The 19077-nt window shown below is 64.7% G+C and carries 16 protein-coding genes and 1 pseudogene; 10 read left to right on the forward strand and 7 right to left on the reverse strand.

The features are described 5' to 3' along the window. The first annotated feature begins 19 nt into the window (after positions 1–19). Genes ACVMIM_RS25895 through ACVMIM_RS25905 form a run of 3 tightly spaced genes read left to right on the forward strand, consistent with a single transcriptional unit; the run spans position 20 to position 993 of the window. The gene (locus ACVMIM_RS25895) at positions 20–550 is read left to right on the forward strand and encodes an SspB family protein (protein ID WP_040996203.1); all 531 of its coding nucleotides are present in this window, start codon (positions 20–22) and stop codon (positions 548–550) included. 9 nt (positions 551–559) lie between these two features. Further along, entirely contained in the window at positions 560–757 is a 198-nt protein-coding gene (locus ACVMIM_RS25900) for a DUF4169 family protein (protein ID WP_040995716.1), read from the forward strand. A gap of 8 nt (positions 758–765) precedes the next feature. Beyond that, the gene (locus tag ACVMIM_RS25905) at positions 766–993 is read left to right on the forward strand and encodes a ribbon-helix-helix domain-containing protein (RefSeq protein WP_040995718.1); all 228 of its coding nucleotides are present in this window, start codon (positions 766–768) and stop codon (positions 991–993) included. On the opposite strand, the gene ACVMIM_RS25910 is transcribed toward ACVMIM_RS25905, so the two are convergent. After that, positions 990–2795, reverse strand: a complete 1806-nt coding sequence (locus tag ACVMIM_RS25910) for a chloride channel protein (protein ID WP_476115350.1) — start codon at positions 2793–2795, stop codon at positions 990–992. The two genes, ACVMIM_RS25905 and ACVMIM_RS25910, sit on opposite strands and share 4 nt — an antisense overlap. 171 nt (positions 2796–2966) lie before the next feature. Here ACVMIM_RS25910 and ACVMIM_RS25915 point away from each other — a divergent pair, with 171 nt between their 5' ends. Further along, positions 2967–3395 (forward strand): MarR family winged helix-turn-helix transcriptional regulator, encoded by a 429-nt coding sequence (locus tag ACVMIM_RS25915; protein ID WP_476115351.1) that lies wholly within the window; start codon positions 2967–2969, stop codon positions 3393–3395. Between the two features lie 48 nt (positions 3396–3443). On the opposite strand, the gene ACVMIM_RS25920 is transcribed toward ACVMIM_RS25915, so the two are convergent. From ACVMIM_RS25920 to ACVMIM_RS25930, 3 genes are all read right to left on the reverse strand, one after another. After that, a complete protein-coding gene (locus ACVMIM_RS25920; RefSeq protein ID WP_476115352.1) occupies positions 3444–7388 on the reverse strand; it encodes an AsmA family protein in 3945 nt (1314 codons plus the stop codon). Between the two features lie 428 nt (positions 7389–7816). Continuing rightward, positions 7817–8314, reverse strand: a complete 498-nt coding sequence (locus ACVMIM_RS25925; protein WP_476115354.1) for a hypothetical protein — start codon at positions 8312–8314, stop codon at positions 7817–7819. 2 nt (positions 8315–8316) lie between these two features. Next, on the reverse strand, positions 8317–9735 hold the full coding sequence (locus ACVMIM_RS25930) for an FAD-binding oxidoreductase (protein ID WP_476115356.1): 1419 nt from the start codon (positions 9733–9735) through the stop codon (positions 8317–8319). 162 nt (positions 9736–9897) lie between these two features. Between ACVMIM_RS25930 and ACVMIM_RS25935 the strand changes: the two genes are divergently transcribed. Together ACVMIM_RS25935 and ACVMIM_RS25940 are read left to right on the forward strand one after the other, a co-directional pair. Further along, positions 9898–10383 (forward strand): thioesterase family protein, encoded by a 486-nt coding sequence (locus ACVMIM_RS25935; RefSeq protein ID WP_040995732.1) that lies wholly within the window; start codon positions 9898–9900, stop codon positions 10381–10383. Between the two features lie 145 nt (positions 10384–10528). After that, complete coding sequence (locus tag ACVMIM_RS25940; RefSeq protein ID WP_027168755.1) at positions 10529–10726, forward strand: hypothetical protein; 198 nt, start codon at positions 10529–10531, stop codon at positions 10724–10726. Between the two features lie 4 nt (positions 10727–10730). On the opposite strand, the gene ACVMIM_RS25945 is transcribed toward ACVMIM_RS25940, so the two are convergent. Continuing rightward, positions 10731–11207, reverse strand: coding sequence for an Lrp/AsnC family transcriptional regulator (locus ACVMIM_RS25945; protein ID WP_476115358.1), 477 nt, complete (start codon positions 11205–11207; stop codon positions 10731–10733). An 88-nt stretch (positions 11208–11295) separates the two neighbouring features. Between ACVMIM_RS25945 and ACVMIM_RS25950 the strand changes: the two genes are divergently transcribed. After that, on the forward strand, positions 11296–12228 hold the full coding sequence (locus ACVMIM_RS25950) for an EamA family transporter (protein WP_476115359.1): 933 nt from the start codon (positions 11296–11298) through the stop codon (positions 12226–12228). Positions 12229–12237: 9 nt separating this feature from the next. Here the strand turns inward: ACVMIM_RS25950 and ACVMIM_RS25955 are convergent, their stop codons facing one another. Beyond that, positions 12238–13140, reverse strand: coding sequence for a dienelactone hydrolase family protein (locus ACVMIM_RS25955; RefSeq protein WP_476115360.1), 903 nt, complete (start codon positions 13138–13140; stop codon positions 12238–12240). A gap of 211 nt (positions 13141–13351) precedes the next feature. Between ACVMIM_RS25955 and ACVMIM_RS25960 the strand changes: the two genes are divergently transcribed. Continuing rightward, the gene (locus ACVMIM_RS25960) at positions 13352–13786 is read left to right on the forward strand and encodes a hypothetical protein (protein WP_476115361.1); all 435 of its coding nucleotides are present in this window, start codon (positions 13352–13354) and stop codon (positions 13784–13786) included. 19 nt (positions 13787–13805) lie between these two features. Here ACVMIM_RS25960 and ACVMIM_RS25965 read toward each other — a convergent pair whose 3' ends face one another. Then, on the reverse strand, positions 13806–16118 hold the full coding sequence (locus ACVMIM_RS25965; protein ID WP_476115362.1) for a glucose/quinate/shikimate family membrane-bound PQQ-dependent dehydrogenase: 2313 nt from the start codon (positions 16116–16118) through the stop codon (positions 13806–13808). Between the two features lie 368 nt (positions 16119–16486). Here ACVMIM_RS25965 and ACVMIM_RS25970 point away from each other — a divergent pair. Together ACVMIM_RS25970 and ACVMIM_RS25975 are read left to right on the forward strand one after the other, a co-directional pair. Continuing rightward, positions 16487–16768: pseudogene (locus tag ACVMIM_RS25970) on the forward strand (UvrD-helicase domain-containing protein); the annotation flags it as partial. A gap of 46 nt (positions 16769–16814) precedes the next feature. Then, positions 16815–19070, forward strand: coding sequence for an ATP-dependent helicase (locus ACVMIM_RS25975; RefSeq protein ID WP_476115364.1), 2256 nt, complete (start codon positions 16815–16817; stop codon positions 19068–19070). The last annotated feature ends 7 nt before the right edge of the window (positions 19071–19077 follow it).

Raw genomic sequence — 19077 nt, forward strand, 5'->3', positions numbered from 1 at the left:
AACGGAACCCGACCATCACATGGCCGACGACCACATCCGCTACGACATTCTGGCCCAGGAGGCTCTGCGCGGCGTCATGCGCAAGGTCCTGGCCGAGGTCGCGCGCACTGGCCTTCCGGGCAATCATCATTTCTTCATCACCTTCCTGACCGGCGCGCCAGGCGTGCGCATCTCGTCGAGGCTGCGCGAGCGCTATCCGGAGCAGATGACCATCGTCATCCAGTTCCAGTATTGGGATCTGAAGGTGACGGATGCCGGCTTCGAGGTCGGGCTTTCCTTCTCCGACGTTCCCGAAAAGCTCGAAATCCCCTTCTCCGCCGTGCGCGGCTTCTACGATCCGTCGGTCAATTTCGAGCTCGAATTCGACGTCAAGACGGAGAACGCCGAAGACGAGGCTGCCGCTCCGGCGCCCGAGCCGGTTGCCGTCGTTCCGGAGAAGAAGCCCGAAACGAAGAAGAAGGCCGCCGAGGCCGAGAAGAAGCCGGCGGCCGCCGAGACCGGCGGCAAGGGCGCCGACGTCGTCTCGCTCGACGCCTTTCGCAAGAAGTAGCGCGGCGTCATGGGCGAGGTCGTCAATCTCCGCCAGGCCCGCAAGCAGAAAGCGCGCATCGACAAGGAACGCCAGGCGAGCGAGAACCGGGCACTGCACGGCCGCTCGAAGACGGAGCGCGAGCGTGACCGGCTGACGTCGCAGAAGGCCGAGAAATTCGTGGCCGGCCATCGCCGGGAAAAACCCGACGACCCCGGCAAGCGCTGAGTCCTGCAATGGCCGCGGTCGAAAAACGTTCGGTAACGATCCGCGGTCACCGCACCAGCTTTTCCCTGGAGCAGCCCTTCTATGACGACCTCATCGCGATCGCCGAGCAGCGTTCGCTGTCGCTCGCGGCCCTGGTCGCCGAGATCGACGAGACGCGTACGCGGGACGCGAACCTTTCGTCCGCGCTGAGGCTCTATGTGCTGGCCTGGGCGAAACGCGGCGGTAACGCGACCTAAATCGCGCTGTCGCTGACGCCTTGGGGCGCCTTGCGCTTTACGCCGAAGCTGAGCAAGGCGGTGCGGTCGCGCTCCTCCGCCTGCTTTTTCGACCTTACCCGCATCATGTCTTTCCAGCCGATATAACCGATGAGCCGTTCATCCTCGCGTGAGACGACCGGCAGGTGCGAGATATTGGCGTTGAGCAGCTTGTCGGAAAGCGCCTCCAGATATTCGTCCGGATAAGCGAGTGTGATCTTGCTGCCGGCGAGCAGTTCGCCGAGGGTCGCCTTGCGGTGCTTGCCGTTACGGCGCCAGCGCAGGATCGCCGGCGGATCGATGACGCCGAGCACATGTCCCGCTTCATCGATCACCGGGAAGCTCGGATGCCGGGTGTCCGGCGCGGTCAGGAAGGTCGCCGCGCCATGCAGCGTCATCGTCGCCGGCACGCTCTCGACCTTGGTCGTCATCACCTCCTTGACCCTGGTCAGGGCGAAAGGATCGACGCGGTATTCGCGCACCAGGTGATGCCCGCGCCGCGCCACTTTCTCGGTCAGGATCGAGCGCTTCATCAACAGCACTGTGACGGCATGCGCCGTAGCGCAGGCCGCGATCAGCGGAACCAGCACATGCGTGTTGCCGGTGAGCTCGGTGGCGAAGAAGGTCGCGGTGAGCGGCGCGCGCATGGTGCCGCCCATGGTCGCCGCCATCGCCAGCAGCGGCCAGAAACCGGGGCTCGCTTCGGGCAGGATGCCCGAGAGCACCGCGCCCATCGCGCCGCCCATGATGAGCAGCGGCGCCAGCACGCCGCCCGAGGTTCCCGAACCCAGCGCGACCGACCAGATGACGGCTTTCACCACCAGAAGCAGCAGCGCAGCGGTGGCGACCGTGCGGCCGTCGAGCATATTGGCGATGTTGTCGTAACCGACACCAAGCGCGTGCGGCTCGATCAAGCCGCCGATGCCGACCACCAGGCCGCCGATCATCGGCCACCACATCCAGTGGATCGGCAGCTTCAGGAAAGCGTCCTCGCAGGCATAGACCAGTTGCGTCAGCAGTCCTGAAAGCAGCCCGGCGGCAATGCCGACCAGCACCCAACCGCCCAGCCCGGCGATCGATGCCTCCATGGTGCCGGAGAACGGAAAGATCGGGCCTGGCAGGTGCAGCAGAGTGCGCTCGACTTCCGCGACGATCGCGGCGACGGCGACCGGGATGAAGCTGCGCGGCGTCCATTCGAACAGGAGCAATTCGACGGCAAGCATGATGGCCGCGATCGGCGTGCCGAACACCGTCGTCATGCCGGCCGCGGCACCTGCCACCAGCAGCGTCTTGCGCTCATTGTCGCTGACCGGCAGCGTCTGCGCGATCAGTGAGCCGATGGCGCCGCCGGTCATGATGATCGGGCCTTCGGCGCCGAAGGGTCCGCCCGAGCCGATCGAGATCGCCGAAGACAGCGGCTTCAGCACCGCGACCTTGGCGTCGAGCCGCGAGCGCCCGAGCAGGATCGCCTCGATGGCCTCGGGAATGCCATGGCCGCGGATCTTTTCGCTGCCGAAGCGCGCCATCAGGCCGATGATCAGCGCGCCGATCACCGGCACGATCACTGCGGCGAGCCCAAGGGGCGAGTCCTCGAGCTTGAGTTCGGCCAGAGAGAACTGCCCGAAATAAGCGATGTTGGTGGCAAGCCTGATAAGCTGGAGGAGCACGATGCCGGCGAAGAGCCCGGCGGTCGCCACCACCACGGCGATGGCCGCGATGAGCAGCACACGCGGATCGGTCGTGAAGTCGCGAAGATGGCCGTTGCCGGCGTGAGCGGATTTCATTTTGGGAGCCTGAACTTTCTGGCGGCGCGAAGGCCGTTTCGTTTTCCGGTGGCCTCATATCGTAACACGATATAAATCTTCAAGCCGTTTTCGATCCCTGCTCCGCGTCATTTTGGACAGGGATCGCGACAACCTGTTGAGCTTTTGCGGGAAAGGACCATAAGTCAGGGAATGACGCCGCCGAAATCACGCCCAGCCATCAGCCAGGCCGACTACCAGCGGCTGTCGCAGTTCCGTTACCTGATCCGCCGCTTTCTCGAATTCAGCCAGGTCCAGGCCAATGAGGCGGGCCTCACGCCGCGCCAGCACCAGGCGCTGCTGGCGATCAAGGGATTTCCAAGCGGCGGACCTGTGGCTGTGGGCGATCTCGCCGAGCGGCTGCGCATCCGCCACCACAGCGCAGTGGAGCTGGTGAACCGCCTTGCCGAGGCCGGTCTGGTCACGCGCGATCAGGACAAGAGCGACCATCGCCGCGTCTTGCTGCAGCTCACTCCTTTGGCCGACGATCGCCTGGCAGACTTATCGGCCGCGCATCTCGACGAGCTGTCGCGCATCGAGCCGATGCTGCGGCGCCTGCTCTCGCGCCAGGAAGAGTCGTAGGCTCCCCGGGATATTCGGACCAGTTCCGCCACGCGCGCGGCGTAAAGCTCAACCGCCGTCGAGCGACTTCAACAGATTGTCGATCGTGAACGGATTGGCCTTAGGCTTCGGCGGTGCCGGGGTCGAACCGTCGTTGACGCCGGGCAGCGACCCATCGACCTTCCGTGCTTGCTCGGCCGCCTTGCGTGCTGCGTCCAGCCTCGCCTGCTCCGCCTTCTTGCGATCGGCCTCGGCCTGTGCCTTGGCTGCCTCGTCCGCGGCCCGCTGCTCTGCCTCGGCCTTCGCCTGCGCATCGGCCTGGGCCTTGGCGTCGGCTTCGGCCTGGGCCTTGGCGTCGGCTTCCGCTTTTGCCCTCGCCTCTTCGTCGGCCTTGGCTTTTGCCTCGGCTTCAGCCTGAGCCTGGGCTTCAGCCTCGGCTTTCGCCCTGGCTTCCGCCTCAGCCTTCTGCCGCGCCTCTTCCTCTTGCCGGCGCAGCTCCTCGGCCGCCCTGTCGCGCTCCGTCTGCAGCGCCGCGTAATAGCGCGCCTCGCGCCGCAGCCGCTGCTTCTCGAGCAGCGCCGCCTGCATGGCCTCGACCCGCTGCTGTTCCTTCTCTAGCGCGCGCTGCGTCAGGAATTGCGCCAGCGGACCGCTGTCGAACTGAAGCGCGGACGCCCCGAGGGGGCCGGCCAGGCTGAAATTGACGGCAGGCTCCGAGCCGACCAAAGCCTCGTCGCCGGGGTGATAGGTCAATGTCCCCTTCGCCGTGACGGTGCTCGTGTTGAGATCGGCGGTCACGTCCGCGGACAGACTTGCGCCAGGATTGTCGAGGCTGATCGGCGGCGCTCGTAGCGTGCCGTTGGCGACGGTGAAGGCCACATCCGCGTCCCCCGCGGCAAAGCTGCCCTCCCCGGCGATCTGCGGCACGAAATTCGCCGTCTTGGCAGCGTCGATATCGCGTCCGATCGCATCAGCCTTGGCGATGATGGCACCAAAGCCGTCCGGATTGATGCCGTCCACTTTCAATCCCTTCAGCGCCGCGGTGCCCGATCCGGACAAGGCGGCGATCATGGCATCGACCGATTTGCCGCTGGTCGACAGCGCCGCCGAAAGATCGCCGCGGCCGCCGATACCGGCGCCGGGCAGAACCGCGGAAAGATCGCCGCCGGCGAGCTTCATCTGGCCGGAGAACAGGCCGGTGCCCTCCGTGTTCTTCAAATCGAACAGGCCGGTTAAATCGCCGCCATAGAGCTTCGCCTTCAGGTCGGAGACGTGGATGCCTTCGCGGTCGAGCTTGAGCGACAATGAAGCGTCATGCGCCGTGGCGAAGGACCCGACGGCGAGCGCAGAGGTGTTGAGATCGAGATCGGCGTTGAACGGCAGGGCCGACTTCTGGCTGAACGGCGTAGTCGGCCATCCGCCCTTGGCCGGAGCGAAGGACTGGTCGCCGAACAGCGAGACCGCCAGCGGATCGAGGTCGAGCTCGTCGAGCGCCAGCGCTCCCGCCAGATGAGGCAGCCCGTCCTTGGCATCGATGTTGACGTCGCCCGACACTGCCGCCTTGTTGATCGAACCGGTGAGGCCGCTCAGCACCAGGAGCCCGTTGCCGAAATCGGCGTCGGCCGCCAGCGACGTCGATGTTCCGGTTCCCATGCCGGGCAGACCTACCCCCGTCGTCATCAGCCACGGCTCGATATCGGCAGCATTGAGATTGACCTTGCCCTTGGCGGTGGGGCCTTGCGCGGTATCGGCGACGGTCCCGTCGAAGCTTGCCCTGAAATCGTCGGCCGTCAGGTTGAAGCTGGTGGCGAGACCGCCGGCGACCGAGCCCTTCGCCGAGACGTCGGTGTTCGCGTGGCCGAGCATGCCGAGCGGCAGCGCCGGCAGGCCGTAAAGCGCAAGCAGCGTTGTGGCATTGTCGTTGCCGGCGTTGAAGGTGATCGACACCGGCGCCTGGGAGAGCTTGTCCGCCGTCCCCCTGCCGGAAAGCGAGGCCGAGAAGGCCGAACCGCCTGCCTTGCCCTGGGCTGAGAGCGCCAGGCCGGTGGTGCCGTCGCCATTGTCGGCGGCGCTGGTCAAGAGATCGATGCGCGCGTCCTGAAACAGTTCGGGATAGGCGGCCGCACGGCTGGCCAGTCCCTTGAGCACGCCATTATCGGGATAGTGCTGGGCCGCGACATCGATCAGCGGCTTCAAATCCACAGCCACCACGGACGCGTTGAGCTTGCCTGTCGGACTCTGCGGGAAATCCTTGATGCGGCCCGTGGCGCTGATCGAGGCGCCGGCCAGGCCGCCGATCGAAAGCCGGTCGATCTCGAGCAGGCCCTCGCGCAGCCGCAGCGCCGTGTCGACGGTGTCGGCGCTGAGCCCGCCCGCGCTCACCGGTCCCGCCTTGATCTGGAAATCGAGATCGCGATCGGAAAAGCGGTTGGCGCCCTTGTCGCTGATGAAGATCGAGGCGAAGGCCGCAAGCCCATCCAGGTCCATCTCGCCGCCGGTAAGCCGCATCAGCACCGATGGCCTGGCGCCGTCCGGCTGGCTGGAATCGATGTTGCCGGAAAATTTCGCCTTGCCGAGGATGAGTTCGAGGTCGCTGAAGGACTGTCGGTTCTCACTGAGATCGACCTTGGCCTTGAAACCTGCCGCGGGCAGCCTGCGGATGGCCTCGTCGACATCCTTCGATAGCCACGCGGCAAATCCGGAAGGCTGCCCGACGGCCAGCAGCAACGAGCCGGTAAAGCCGAAATGGTCCTCGACGCTCAGCATGCCGTCGGCTTCGAGCGTCGTGCGGCCCGGCAGCGTCGCGGCAAGCGACTTCACCGACCAGCCGCCTGCGACCGGCTCGGCCGACAGCCGCACGTCGCGCACCGTCGTGTCACCGGCCACCACCGCCGGCAGCCGAACCTCGAGCGTGCCCGGTATGGTCGGCTTCGGCATATGCTGCAGCGTCTGCTCGAATGCCGCGATGCGCTGGTCGAGCGTGAAGCCTGAGCCGGTGGCTCCGCCGACAGCTTCGTCGAATTGCACCTGGGCTCCGCTCGCCTCGACCGCGAAATGCGGCTTCAGGCCGAGATCGACCGAGGCCTTGCCATCGGCCGTATAGGGATTGTCGAGCGGCCCGGTCTCGAAACGGAACTCGTCGACATTGAGCTTCTGGTGGTCGAGCGCGAACTTGCCGTTCAGCCGGAAGCCAGGGTCGGGCTTGCCGGTGCTGATCTTGACCGGCTCGCCGTCATTGCCGCGCAGCTCGACCGAATTCCTGTCGACATCGTTCTTGTCCGCACCCGAGATCTTGAACTGGCCGGAATAGACAGCGGCGCCCTTGACGATGCCGGCATTGCCGTCGGCTTCGATGATCAGCGGATAGGCATCGGGATCGGCTTTCAGCCTGAGCCGCATCTGGCCGTCCGGTTCCACCTTGCCGGTCGAGGCCGAGACGTCGGTGCGCAGGCCATCGAAGCGCAGCGTTCCGTCCATGCGCCATGGACCGGTGAGCGCCTTCGCCGAAATGATCGAGTTGATCTCGGAGATCAGATGGCTGCGTCCGCCCGCGGCATGGCGAAGTTCGATCTGCCCGTCGGTTACCGACAGCTTTTCGATGGCGATCTGGCCGGGTTCGAAGGGCGTCGACGGCCGGATCGCCCAGTCGACGGTGCCGTCGCCGGCGACATCGATGATGGCTTTGGGATGCACCAGCCGCATGTCGAAGATCAGCACCTCGCCGCGCAGGAACGGCGCGAGCTCCGCATCCATGGAAAAGGTCTCGACCGTCATCGCGGGCTTGCCTTGCGGCCCGCCCGCAACCTCGACATTCGAGAAGGTCACCGACGGAAATGGCAGCAGCCGCGCCGTCGCATCGCCCTTTACCGTCACCTTGCGGCCGAGGATGGCGCTCGCCTCGCGCTCGAAATCGCCGCGGTAGCCCGTCCAGTCGACGAAATACGGCACCACCAGCGCCGCGCACAGCACCAGCACGAACAGGCCACCGAAAATCACGAACAGGCGTGCGAGCATCTGTTTCCCGGGTTCAAAGTAAGCCGCACTCTACCCGCATCCGCGTGTCGATAAAGAGGCAATTCAGCGCCCGGCGGCCGCCAATGTCTCCAGTTGCGCGATCGATCGCGGTCAGGATATCTCTTTTGCCGATCTCTGCCCTTTTGGTCATGTCCTTGGCCGCGACAATCTGAACCCAACACGGAGCCGTTCGGTCGCCCGGGGCAGAACGAGTTCGGCACCTTTTCATCGGCTATACGCGCCATCTGTGGGTGATCGAGAAAATGCCGCAGCGCATGTATGTCGGCGAGCCCCGGCGCCTATGACCGGCTGCTCGATTTCTCCACCCCGCACACCGACACGACCTTCTTCGCCGACGCGCCCGATGCTGCAGAAGCTGGTCGAAGGGGCAGAGGATAAGCGACAGCAGGGGCGCTACGACCAGGCGGTCATCCGTTCATGGCTTCGATCAAAGACTTCAGCACCGCTCCTCTTCGCAGGCTTATCTGGAAATCCCTCGCGATGAATTCCAGGGTCGAATCCTGAAACGTAAGAATGAAGTGCCGACAGCCGGAAAACAGCTCTGTCATGTGGCGCGGGTGAACCCGGTTGGCTTCTTCCAGGGAAGCAGTCCACGACGAATTGACGACTTCGAACGCGGAATATGGTCGCAGACCAAGTTTATAGAGACGATGCCCGCTGAGCGCCTCATCGTTTGGCGGACCGAACTGCAGCGCAACATATGGGGCCACCGCCAGGATTGCCACTGTTTCCCCTTCCGAGGTGGCCGAGACTGAGCGCGGGTTCGTGCCGTCGAAGGACGGATCCGGGCTGTTGACGAGATAGGCGATCAGCAGGCGTTCTTCATCCGCGAAGACATGCGGCAGCGGGGCGCCGGCCGACAATAGCGGCAGGTCGATAGGTAAAAGCCTTTCGGCCACCACCATCGCTAGTGACCGCCGCCAGGCAAAATCTTGCCCGGATTCATGATGTTGAGCGGATCGAGCGCCTGCTTGATCGTGCGCATGATATCGACGCCATGGCCGAGCTCGTGGCGCAGGAAGCCGACCTTGCCCTGACCGATGCCGTGCTCGCCGGTGCAGGTGCCTTCCATGGCGATGGCGCGCATGTTGAGCCGGGCGACGAATTTTTCCGCAAGCGCGATCTCGGCCGGATTGTCGACATCCATCAGCACCAGCACATGGAAATTGCCGTCGCCGGCATGGCCGACAATGGGTGCGATAAGCCCCATCTCGGCGATGTCGGCCTCGGTCTCGGTGACGCATTCGGCAAGCCTGGAGATCGGCACGCAGACATCGGTCGACAGCCCTTTGGCGCCGGGGCGCAGCGTCAGCGACGACCAGTAGGCGTCGTGCCTGGCCTTCCAGAGCTTCGTCCGCTCCTCCGCGACACTGGTCCACAGGAACGGTCCGCCGCCATTCTCCTCGGCGATCATCCCGAACGTCTCGGCCTGTTCGGCGACACCCGCATCGCTGCCGTGGAACTCGACGAACAGGCACGGGCTCTCCGGATAGTCGAGCTTGGAATAGTTCTTCATCGCCCGCATCTGCAGCGCGTTGACCAGTTCGATCCGCGCCACCGGAATGCCCATCTGGATGGTCGCGATCACCGTGTTGCAGGCCGCCTCCAGGCTCGGAAACGGGCAGAGGCCGCCAGAAATTGCTTGCGGAATGCCCTGCAGCCTCAGCGTCAGCGAGGTGATGACGCCGAGCGTGCCTTCGGAGCCGACCAGAAGCCGCGTCAGGTCGTAGCCGGCCGAGCTTTTCTTCGCCCGCTTGCCGGTCGTCACCGTCTCGCCGTCGGCCATGACGGCGGTCAGCGACAGCACGTTTTCGCGCATCGTGCCGTAGCGCACCGCGTTGGTGCCGGAAGCCCTGGTGGCCGCCATGCCGCCGAGCGACGCATTGGCGCCTGGATCAATCGGAAAGAACAGGCCGGTGTCGCGCAGGTGCCTGTTGAGGTCCTCGCGCGTCACCCCGGGCTCGACGGTGCAGTCGAGGTCCTGCGGATTGACGGATAAGATCCGGTTCATGCGCGACGTATCGATGGAAATGCCGCCGCCCGGCGCATTGGTGTGGCCCTCGAGCGAGGAGCCGACCCCGAAGGCGATCACCGGCACGCGGTGCGCGGCGCAGGCGCGCACGACCTCCTGCACCTCCGCGGTCGTCTCGACGAAGGCGACGCCGTCCGGCGCCTGGGTCGGGATATAGGTGGTGGTGTGCGCGTGCTGGCCGCGGATCGCCTCGCCGGTCTGGAAGCGCTCGCCGAAGCGCTGCTTGAGGATGCCGAGCACCGCGGCGATGCCTTCCTCGTTGCGTTCTACGGGGTTGAGGTCGCTCAAAGCCATGAATTCCTCCGCGAATGGACCAGCGGCCACTCTTGTTATGCAGCTATGGATGATGCCTAAAGCAATTCGAGGAAAAGTGTGAAGCAGTTTTCCGTCTGCAATTGCGCCACTAGAAACAATCTCACCAGCACGCCCTGCCCAGCAACGATCAAGGAACATCAGATGACGATCCCCGCACCGATCATTTCCGGCCCGATGACGATCGAGGAGGAGTGGATCGACTATAACGGCCATCTCAACATGGCCTACTACAACGTGCTGTTCGACCGCGGCTCGGATCAGGCGTTCGAGCTGATGGGCATGGGGCCGAATTACGCCAAGGAGCGGCGCCTCACCATCTACACGGCCGAAGTTCATGTCTGCTACGTGCAGGAGTTGCACCTCGACCATAAGGTGAACGTCTCGTTCCAGCTCATCGACCACGACGAAAAGCGGCTAAGAGCCTATCAGGAAATCCGCCATGTCGACGGCTGGCTGGCGGCGACCTCCGAGCAGCTTGCGCTGCATGTCGACATGGACGGACCGAGAGTGGCCCCCTTCCCCGCCGACGTGATGGCCAGGTTGGAGGCCGTGCGCGCCGCCCATGCGGCGCTGCCGATGCCCGAGCGCGCCGGCCGCTCGATCGGCATCAAACGCAAGGGCGCTTGAAAACCCGCCCGCCCGCGTTAACCTTACCAAGGTTTTAACGTGAACAAGTCGTTTGAGTCCGTTGAACGACTCACCGGCGCGTTCGAAAACCGCCCTACCGGGTTGCGCACGGGGCGGCTGGCGGAATGCGGTGCGAGGACAGTGCATGAAAACCGACATCAAGGTCGAAGTGGAGCGCTTGGCGGCCGATCCACGCATTACCGACTATGATTTCTGGCGATCGCTGAAGAACGTCAACAATGAGATCTTCCACATCGCCAATAACAACGAACCTATCCCGTTCGACATGATCCGCTGGCGCGCGATTCTGAAGCAGGCGCGCATGAAACGCGGCCACGCCTGAGCCCTCACTTTTTCCTGAACCCGCCCAGAAGCGAGCGCGGCTCGACCGGTGATGACTGGATGATGGCGGTGTTGGTCATCGCATAGGGAATGATCCGGTCGATCACGCGCTCGAGCTCGCTCACCGAGCCGACATGGGTAAGCGCGATGAAGCAGTCCTCGCCGGTCACCCGGTCGCATTGCGCGATTTCCGGCAGCTCGCGAATGATGTCCGCCACCACGGAAAGCTGTCCCGGCACCGGCCTGATTCTGAGCCATGCCGATAGCTTCATGCCGAGAGCGGCTGGATTGATCCTGACCGTGTAGGCCTCGATCACGCCGTTCTCCTGCAGTTTGCGGATGCGCTCCGCCACGCTCGGCGCCGACAGCCCGACCGCGCGCGCCAGTTCCGCCGTGCTGATGCGCGCGTCCTTTTCCAGGAGCCGCAGGAGCTTCAGATCGATCGCGTCCAGATCGGCATTTTCACTTCGAAGGTTTTTCAAGTCAAAACTCTTCCATCACAAGGCGAACGGGCCACCTCGCCGTTTATTGCGCATATGGTCGGCGAGTTTCGCCTGCGATAATGCTCGCATGAAAACGCAAACGCAAATCCCAGCTGCAAACCGGGCTAGCGGTGACACCGATGCGCCTCACGCCCTGGCCGGCCCCACCGCACTTGCCAGAACGGCCGACGCGTTGCCGCCTCATGTCTGGTTCTGCGTCAGCGCCGTGTTCCACTATCTCGGGCCGGCCTTCGCCGTGCTGCTTTTCGCTGAGGTCGGCGTGCTCGGCATGGCTTGGCTGCGCATTGCCACCGCCGCCCTCCTCTTCGCCCCGTTGACAAGGCCCTGGCGCGTTTTCGCGTACGCCGATCGCGGTCGGCGCCTGCTGCTGCTGGCCTTCGGCATCTGCCTGGCGCTGATGAACTGCTCGTTCTATCTGGCGCTCGACCGCCTGCCGATCTCGCTGGTGGCGGCGATCGAATTCGTCGGCACGATCGGGGTGGCGCTGGTCGGCCTGCACAGCCGGCGCAACTTTGCGGCGCTCGCCGTTGCCGTGATCGGCACCTTGCTGCTCATCGATGTGAAATGGTCGAGCGATCCCATCGGCTTGTTCTGGGCTTTTTTGAATGGCGCCCTCTTCGTTGGTTACATCGTGATCGGTCACCGCGTCGCCCAGGCGGGCTTCGGCATCGCCGGCCTCGGCGCCGCCATGGCGGTCGCGTTCCTGATCGTACTGCCCATCGGCCTTCGCGAGGCGCTGCCCGCCTTCTCGTCGCCGCAACTGCTCATGGCTGCAATCGGCGTCGGCGTCTGCTCCTCGGTCATCCCCTATATTTGCGACCAGCTCGCCATGGCGCGGCTGCCGCGCGCGAGCTTCGCGCTGATGCTCTCGCTCCTGCCGCTCACGGCAACGCTGATCGGCGTCATCGTGCTGCGCCAGGTGCCAAGCCTCACCGACTGCATCGGCATTGCCCTGGTCATCGCCGGCGTCGCCTTTCACAAGCCCGCGGCAAGCATGTAGACCGCTCGATTATGTCAGCTTCTCCTTCAGGAAAGCGACCGTCCGCCCCCAGGCGAGGTCGGCGGCCTTCTTGTCGTAGCGCGCGGCCGAGGTGTCGTTGTTGAAGGCGTGATTGGCGCCCTCATAGACATAGACCTTGTATTCGACATGCGCGGCGTCGAGCGCCTTCTTATAGGCATCGATGCCGGCATTGGTCCGGCTGTCGAGACCGGCGTAATGCAGAAGCAGCGGCGCCTTGATCTTCGCGGCGTCCTCGGCCTTCGGCTGCATGCCGTAATAGGCGACGCCGGCGCTGAGATCGGGCGCATGGACGGCAAGCTGGTTCACTGCCCCGCCGCCCCAGCAGAAGCCGACCGCCCCGACCTTGCCGTTGCCGTCCTTGAGGTTCTTGAGATAGGCGACCGTCGCCACACCGTCGGCCGCGACTTGGGCGGCGTCGAGCTTGGTGAACATGTCGCGCGCCTTGTCCTCGTCGGGCGGCGTGCCGCCAAGCGGCGACAGGAAGTCCGGCGCCAGCGCGACGAACCCCTCCAGCGCCACGCGTCGGGCGACATCGCGGATATGCGGGTTCAGTCCCCGGTTCTCGTGGATGACGATGACGGTGCCGAGCTTGCGCTGCTGATCGGCCGGCTTGACTAGATAGGCTTTCATCTCGCCGCTCGAGCCGGGATAAGCGATGTCCTCGCCCTTAACGCGGCTGTCGTTCTCGGCAATGATCGCCGCCTTTGCGGAGTTGGCCGCCAGCATTGGCGCGATTGCGGCCGCGGCGGCGCCCGAGCCCGCCAACTTCGTCAATTGCTCCATGAAGCGGCGGCGATCGAGCGTAAGATGCGTATATTCGTCATAGGCATCGATCATCGCTTGCGTGATGACAGGCTGCGCGATGACGGACTTGGCAACGGGTTCGGTCATGGCTCTCCTCGACGACAATGGGGGACGATTTCGTGGTCGACCCGCAAGATAGGGTCAAGATCCATACGGTCCAGCCATGCGCGGATGACGGTTCGGAGAGCTTCGGCTCGCCTATCACATTTTGGTCATTTCCGAAGCCTTGATGGTGCTGTCACATTAGGCGTCAAAGCTGCCCGGGCGGCTTTGATCCGAACGACGAAAGGGGAATCCCATGAACGTCCAGGACATCATCAGCACCGTTGCCTCGAGGGCCGGCCTCGACGAGCCGACCACTGAAAAGGTTGTCGGTACCATCTTTTCCGTGCTGGAGCATGAGGCGGAAGGCACCAGCATTTCATCCTTCTTCGACCAGATCCCCGGCGCCGGTGCGCTGGCTCAGAAATATGACGTGATGGCCGCCGGTGCTGCCAATTCGGGCGGCGGGCTTCTCTCCTCGTTGCAAGGGGCGCTTGGCGGCGTGCTCGGCGAAAAGGCCGGCGCTCTGATCAACGGCGTCGCCGTCCTCAAGGCGTCCGGCCTCGACATGGCGCAAATCCGGCAGGCCGGCGAGACCTTGATCAAGCAGGCGGAGACCGCCGCCGGTCCCGACCTGACCAACCAGGTGCTGGACCAGGTGCCCAGTTTGCGGGGCCATCTCGGACTTTGAAGCCTGACGCTGCCCAGTCTTATTTCGGCAGCGTATACGCCATCACATAGTCACCCGGCTTGGTGCCGACCGAGCCGTGGCCGCCGGCGACGATGAGGACGAACTGGCGGCCGTCGGCCACGGTATAGGTCATCGGCGTCGCCTGTCCGCCCGCCGGCAGCCTCGCCTGCCAGAGCTGCCTGCCGGTGGTGAGGTCGTAGGCGCGCAGATAGTCGTCGACTGCCGCGCCCAGGAAGGCGACGCCGCCCGCGGTGATCATCGGCCCGCCTATGCCGGGAACGCCGACCTTGAAGGGCAAGGGCAGCGGCGTCATGTCGTAGACGGTGCCGTTGCGGTGCTTGTAGGCGATGTTTCCCGTCTTGAGATCGACGCCGGCGACATAGCCCCATGGCGGCGCCTGGCAGGGAATGCCGAGCGGCGACAGGAACGGCCCCATCACCACCGCGTAAGGCGCGCCCTCGTTGCGGTTCAGTCCCTGCTCGCTGCCCTTGGTGTCGCCCGGCGGCGGCACGTCCGCGCGAGGTATCAGCTTGGACGTGAATGCCAGATAGGTCGGCATGCCGAACATCACCTGCCGCACCGGATCGACCGCGACGCCGCCCCAGTTGAAGACGCCGAAATTGCCGGGATAGACCAGCGAGCCCTGCAGCGAGGGCGGCGTGTAGCGGCCCTCATAGCGCAATCGCTTCAATTCGATCCGGCACGCCAGCTGGTCGAACATGGTGATACCCCACATGTCGGCGCCGGTCAGCGGCTTCGGATTGAAGGAGAGATCCGAGGCCGGCTGCGTCGCCGAGGCCTGGTCGCCCTCGATCGCGCCACCTGGTGCCGGCACTTCCTTCACCGGAATGATCGGCTCGCCCGTGCGCCGGTCGAGCACGTAGAGATCGCCCTGCTTGGTCGGCCCGACCAGCGCCGGCACGACGCCATTCGCTGTGGTGATGTCGACCAGCGACGGCTGCGCCGGCACGTCCATGTCCCACAGATCGTGATGCACGGTCTGCCGCACCCAGCGCAATTGGCCGGTGTTGAGGTCGAGCGCGGTGATCGAGGAGGAGAACTTCTCGACATTGGCGGTGCGACCCATGCCAAGCTGGTCCGGCGTCTGGTTGCCGAGCGGCACGTAAAGCAATCCCAGCTTCTCGTCGGCGCTCGCCGTCGACCACATGTTGGGCGAGTTGTGGGTGTAGGTTTGCCCAGCGGGCAGCGGCGTCGTCACGTCCGGATTGCCGGAATCCCAGTTCCATAGCAGGGCGCCGCTGTCGACGTCGAAAGCGCGGATGACGCCCGACGGCTCCTCGGTCGAGTAATTGTCGTTGACCGCGCCGCCGACGATGATCTTGCCAGCGACGATCAGCGGCGCCGAGGTCGAATAATAATAGCCCGATTTCGGATAGGGCATGTTGGCCATCAGGTTCAGCGTGCCGCCCTGGGCGAAGGACGGACACACCTGCCCGTTCGCGGCATCGAGCGCGATCAGCCGGGCGTCCGACGTCGGCAGGTAGACGCGCTGCGCGCAAGGCTGACCGGCGGGGATCTTGGCATCGGCATAATAGGAAACGCCACGGCAGGTCTGGTGCTGGCGGTTGCTGTCGAGCTTGATCTTCGGATCGTAGCGCCACTTTTCCTTGCCGCTCGCGGCATCGATGGCGATGGCGAAATTATGCGGCGTGCAGATGAAGAGCGTGTCGCCCACCTTTAGCGGCGTCACCTGATAGGTCGTCTCGCCGACATCGTCGGGGCCTTTCACGTCGCCGGTGCGATAGGTCCAGGCGGGCTGCAGCCTGGCGACATTGTCGGGCGTGATCTGGTCGAGCGGCGAATAGCGCTGGCCGAAAGGCGTGCGGCCGTAGAAGTGCCACTCGCCGGCCGGCATGTCGCCGCCGAGATTGGCCGCCGTCGCCAGCTTTTCGGTGCCGAGCGTGCCGTCGATGTCGTGAGGATCGGCGGTCATCGAATAACCGGCGACCGCGAGCGAAGCCAGTACGGCGAGGATCAGCGGCGCGCGTCCGTCCGGCCCTTGCAGGCCTCGCCTTGCCCATGGCGTCAAAAGCCACAAGGCGACGAGCACAATGACGCCGCCACGCGGACCGAGCTGCCACCAGTCGAAGCCGATTTCCCACACCGCCCAGCATAGCGTGGCGAGCACGAACAGCGCGTAGACCCAGAGCGAGGTCGACCTGCGCCTGAAAAGCAGCCAAGCGGTGACCAGGAAGACCAGGCCGGCGATCAGATAATACCAACTGCCGCCCAGCGCGATGAGCCAGATGCCGCCGCCGCCGAGAATGAGACCGATAAGGAAGAGGACAAGGGAGGTGAGGGTGACAGCCAAGACGGTACTCCTTCGACTGTTGCGCGCTTTGGAGCAATTCCAGGAAAAGCGTGGAGCGGCTTTCCATTGGGAGTTGCGTCAAAACAAAGATGGAGCGGTTCGCCGTTCGGGAAACAGCAATCCGCTCCAGTGCGTCTCTCAGCGACGGCACGCCGCCCCTGCCCTGCCGGCAGCTTTCCCTTGCCCGCTCCGGCTGTCAAGTTGGCCCGGGACACGCGAAACTAGAACAAAACGTAGACAGTTCTGGTCTTTCGCTCCCGAATCACTACATTCGGGGGGCGATGTCGGGCTTTTCCGAAGACATGCCTTTTTTCGATGAACCGAATGCGCGGCCCGCTGCGGCCCCATCCGGCATAGCCGCGCGCGCCATGGCGGCGCGCAGCGGCCAGAACAGCGCGCCCGATTACCTGAAGGGCCTGAACCCGGAACAGCGGCTCGCGGTCGAAACGACCGAAGGCCCGGTTCTGGTGCTCGCCGGCGCCGGCACCGGCAAGACGCGGGTGCTCACCACCCGCATCGCCCACATCCTTGCCACAGGCAGGGCCTTCCCCTCGCAGATCCTCGCCGTCACCTTCACCAACAAGGCCGCGCGCGAGATGAAGCAGCGCATCGGCTTCCTGATCGGCGAAGGCAATGTCGAGGGCATGCCCTGGCTCGGCACCTTCCACTCGATCGGCGTCAAGCTCCTGCGGCGCCATGCGGAGCTCGCCGCGGCTGAAGTCGGATTTCACGATCCTCGACACCGACGACGTAGTGCGGCTGATCAAGCAGCTGATCCAGGCCGAAGGACTGGACGACAAACGCTGGCCGGCCAAGACCTTCGCCCAGATGCTCGACAACTGGAAGAACAAGGGCCTCGGGCCCGACGAGATTCCGGAAGGCGATGCGCGCAGCTTCGGCAATGGCAAGGGCCGCCAGCTCTACAAGGCCTACCAGGAACGGCTGCAGACGCTGAATTCCTGCGACTTCGGCGACCTGCTCTACCATCCGATCCGCATCTTCCGCGCCTATCCGGACGTGCTGAAGGAATACCACCGCAAGTTCAAATACATCCTGGTCGACGAGTACCAGGACACCAACACCGCGCAATATATGTGGCTGCGGCTGCTGGCGCAGAGACCTACCTCCCCCTCGATGGGGGAGGTCGCGCCGCGGAGCGGCGCGGGTGGGGGTGGCAGCGCAGGCGCCAGTCACCCCTCCCCCTCGCTTCGCGACGACCCTCCCCATCGAGGGGAGGGTAAGGCGCGATCGGCCGAAACCCGTGCCCCCGTTAACATTTGCTGCGTCGGCGACGACGATCAGTCGATCTATGGCTGGCGCGGCGCCGAGGTCGACAACATCCTGCGCTTCGACAAGGATTTTCCAGGCGCCACCATCATCAGGCTGGAACGCAACTACCGGTCGACGGCGCACATCCTTGGCGCTGCCTCCCATCTCATCGCCCACAATGAGGGCCGCTTCGGCAAGACGCTGTTCACCGACCGCGACGACCCCGAGGACGACAAGGTGCATGTCCATGCCGCCTGGGACTCGGAGGAAGAAGCCAGGGCGATCGGCGACGCCATCGAGGCCTATCAGCGGCAGAAGCATAATCTCAACGACATGGCGATCCTGGTGCGCGCCTCCTTCCAGATGCGCGCCTTCGAAGACCGCTTCATCACCCTTGGCTTGAACTACCGCGTCATCGGCGGCCCGCGCTTCTACGAGCGCCTGGAAATTCGCGATGCGCTCGCCTTCTTCCGCGTCGTCGCCAACACCGGCGACGACCTCGCCTTCGAGCGCATCGTCAACGTGCCGAAGCGCGGGCTCGGCGAAGCCACCATCCGCCAGATCCACGACACGGCGCGCGCCATGCGCGTGCCCATGCTGGAGGCCGCGGCGACGCTTGCCGAAAGCGACGAGCTGAAGCCGAAGCCGCGCGCCGCGCTGCGCGAGGTCGCGGCCAATTTCGAGCGCTGGCAGAAGGCGCTGGAGACCACGCCGCACACCGAACTCGCCGAAACCATCCTGGAAGAGAGCGGCTATACCGACATGTGGAAGAACGACCGTTCGGCGGAGGCGCCCGGGCGGCTGGAAAACCTCAAGGAGCTGATCCGCTCCATGGAGGAGTATGAATCGCTGCGCGCCTTCCTAGAGCATGTCGCGCTGGTCATGGAAGCCGAGCAGGGCGAGTCGCAGGATGCCGTGAGCATCATGACGTTGCATTCGGCCAAGGGTCTCGAATTCGAGACCGTTTTCCTCCCCGGCTGGGAGGAAGGGCTGTTCCCACACCAGCGCGCGCTGGACGAAGGCGGCCGCTCCGGCCTGGAGGAGGAACGTCGCCTTGCCTATGTCGGCCTGACGCGGGCGAAAAAGAACCTGCACATCTGGTTCGTCTCCAACCGCCTCATTCACGGCCTGTGGCAATCGACGATCCCGTCGCGCTTCCTCGACGAACTGCCGGAGACGCATGTCGATGTCGCCGACGGCGGCAACTCCTATGGCGGCTACGGCAATCCCTATGGCGGCGGCTCATTCGCCTCCGGTCGCGGCGGCGGGCGGCAGAACCCCTATGGCGCCTCACGCTTCGACAATATCGGCGCCAAGGACCAGGGCAGCTTCTCCAACACCTATGCGACGCCCGGCTGGCAACGCGCGCAGGCGAACCGCACCGAGGCTACCGACCGCAATTGGGGCACCCGCTCCGGCCATCAGGTCGAGCGCATCGGCTATGGCGAAACCGATAGTGGCTACGGCGCTGGCCGCACCTCGGTGAAGGGCCGCACCATCGAGGGCGAGTTGGTCGCCAAATCCGTCGCCGACACGCCATCCGCCTTCAATGTCGGCGACCGCGTCTTCCACCAGAAATTCGGCAATGGCAACATCGCGGCAATAGACGGCAACAAGCTCACCATCGACTTCGACAAGGCTGGGCAAAAGCGCGTGCTGGACGGGTTTGTCGCGCCGGTGTGACCGGTTT

The organism is Mesorhizobium sp. USDA 4413 (assembly GCF_056280365.1).

Bases quoted from the DNA above. Each gene is read 5' to 3' on its own strand.
- ACVMIM_RS25930 (WP_476115356.1), bottom strand. From the start codon at position 9,735: ATGGCTTTGAGCGACCTCAACCCCGTAGAACGCAACGAGGAAGGCATC.
- ACVMIM_RS25975 (WP_476115364.1), top strand. From the start codon at position 16,815: ATGCGGAGCTCGCCGCGGCTGAAGTCGGATTTCACGATCCTCGACACC.
- ACVMIM_RS25905 (WP_040995718.1), top strand. From the start codon at position 766: ATGGCCGCGGTCGAAAAACGTTCGGTAACGATCCGCGGTCACCGCACC.
- ACVMIM_RS25920 (WP_476115352.1), bottom strand. From the start codon at position 7,388: ATGCTCGCACGCCTGTTCGTGATTTTCGGTGGCCTGTTCGTGCTGGTG.
- ACVMIM_RS25910 (WP_476115350.1), bottom strand. From the start codon at position 2,795: ATGAAATCCGCTCACGCCGGCAACGGCCATCTTCGCGACTTCACGACC.
- ACVMIM_RS25895 (WP_040996203.1), top strand. From the start codon at position 20: ATGGCCGACGACCACATCCGCTACGACATTCTGGCCCAGGAGGCTCTG.
- ACVMIM_RS25925 (WP_476115354.1), bottom strand. From the start codon at position 8,314: ATGGTGGTGGCCGAAAGGCTTTTACCTATCGACCTGCCGCTATTGTCG.
- ACVMIM_RS25935 (WP_040995732.1), top strand. From the start codon at position 9,898: ATGACGATCCCCGCACCGATCATTTCCGGCCCGATGACGATCGAGGAG.
- ACVMIM_RS25955 (WP_476115360.1), bottom strand. From the start codon at position 13,140: ATGACCGAACCCGTTGCCAAGTCCGTCATCGCGCAGCCTGTCATCACG.
- ACVMIM_RS25960 (WP_476115361.1), top strand. From the start codon at position 13,352: ATGAACGTCCAGGACATCATCAGCACCGTTGCCTCGAGGGCCGGCCTC.
- ACVMIM_RS25900 (WP_040995716.1), top strand. From the start codon at position 560: ATGGGCGAGGTCGTCAATCTCCGCCAGGCCCGCAAGCAGAAAGCGCGC.
- ACVMIM_RS25950 (WP_476115359.1), top strand. From the start codon at position 11,296: ATGAAAACGCAAACGCAAATCCCAGCTGCAAACCGGGCTAGCGGTGAC.
- ACVMIM_RS25915 (WP_476115351.1), top strand. From the start codon at position 2,967: ATGACGCCGCCGAAATCACGCCCAGCCATCAGCCAGGCCGACTACCAG.
- ACVMIM_RS25940 (WP_027168755.1), top strand. From the start codon at position 10,529: ATGAAAACCGACATCAAGGTCGAAGTGGAGCGCTTGGCGGCCGATCCA.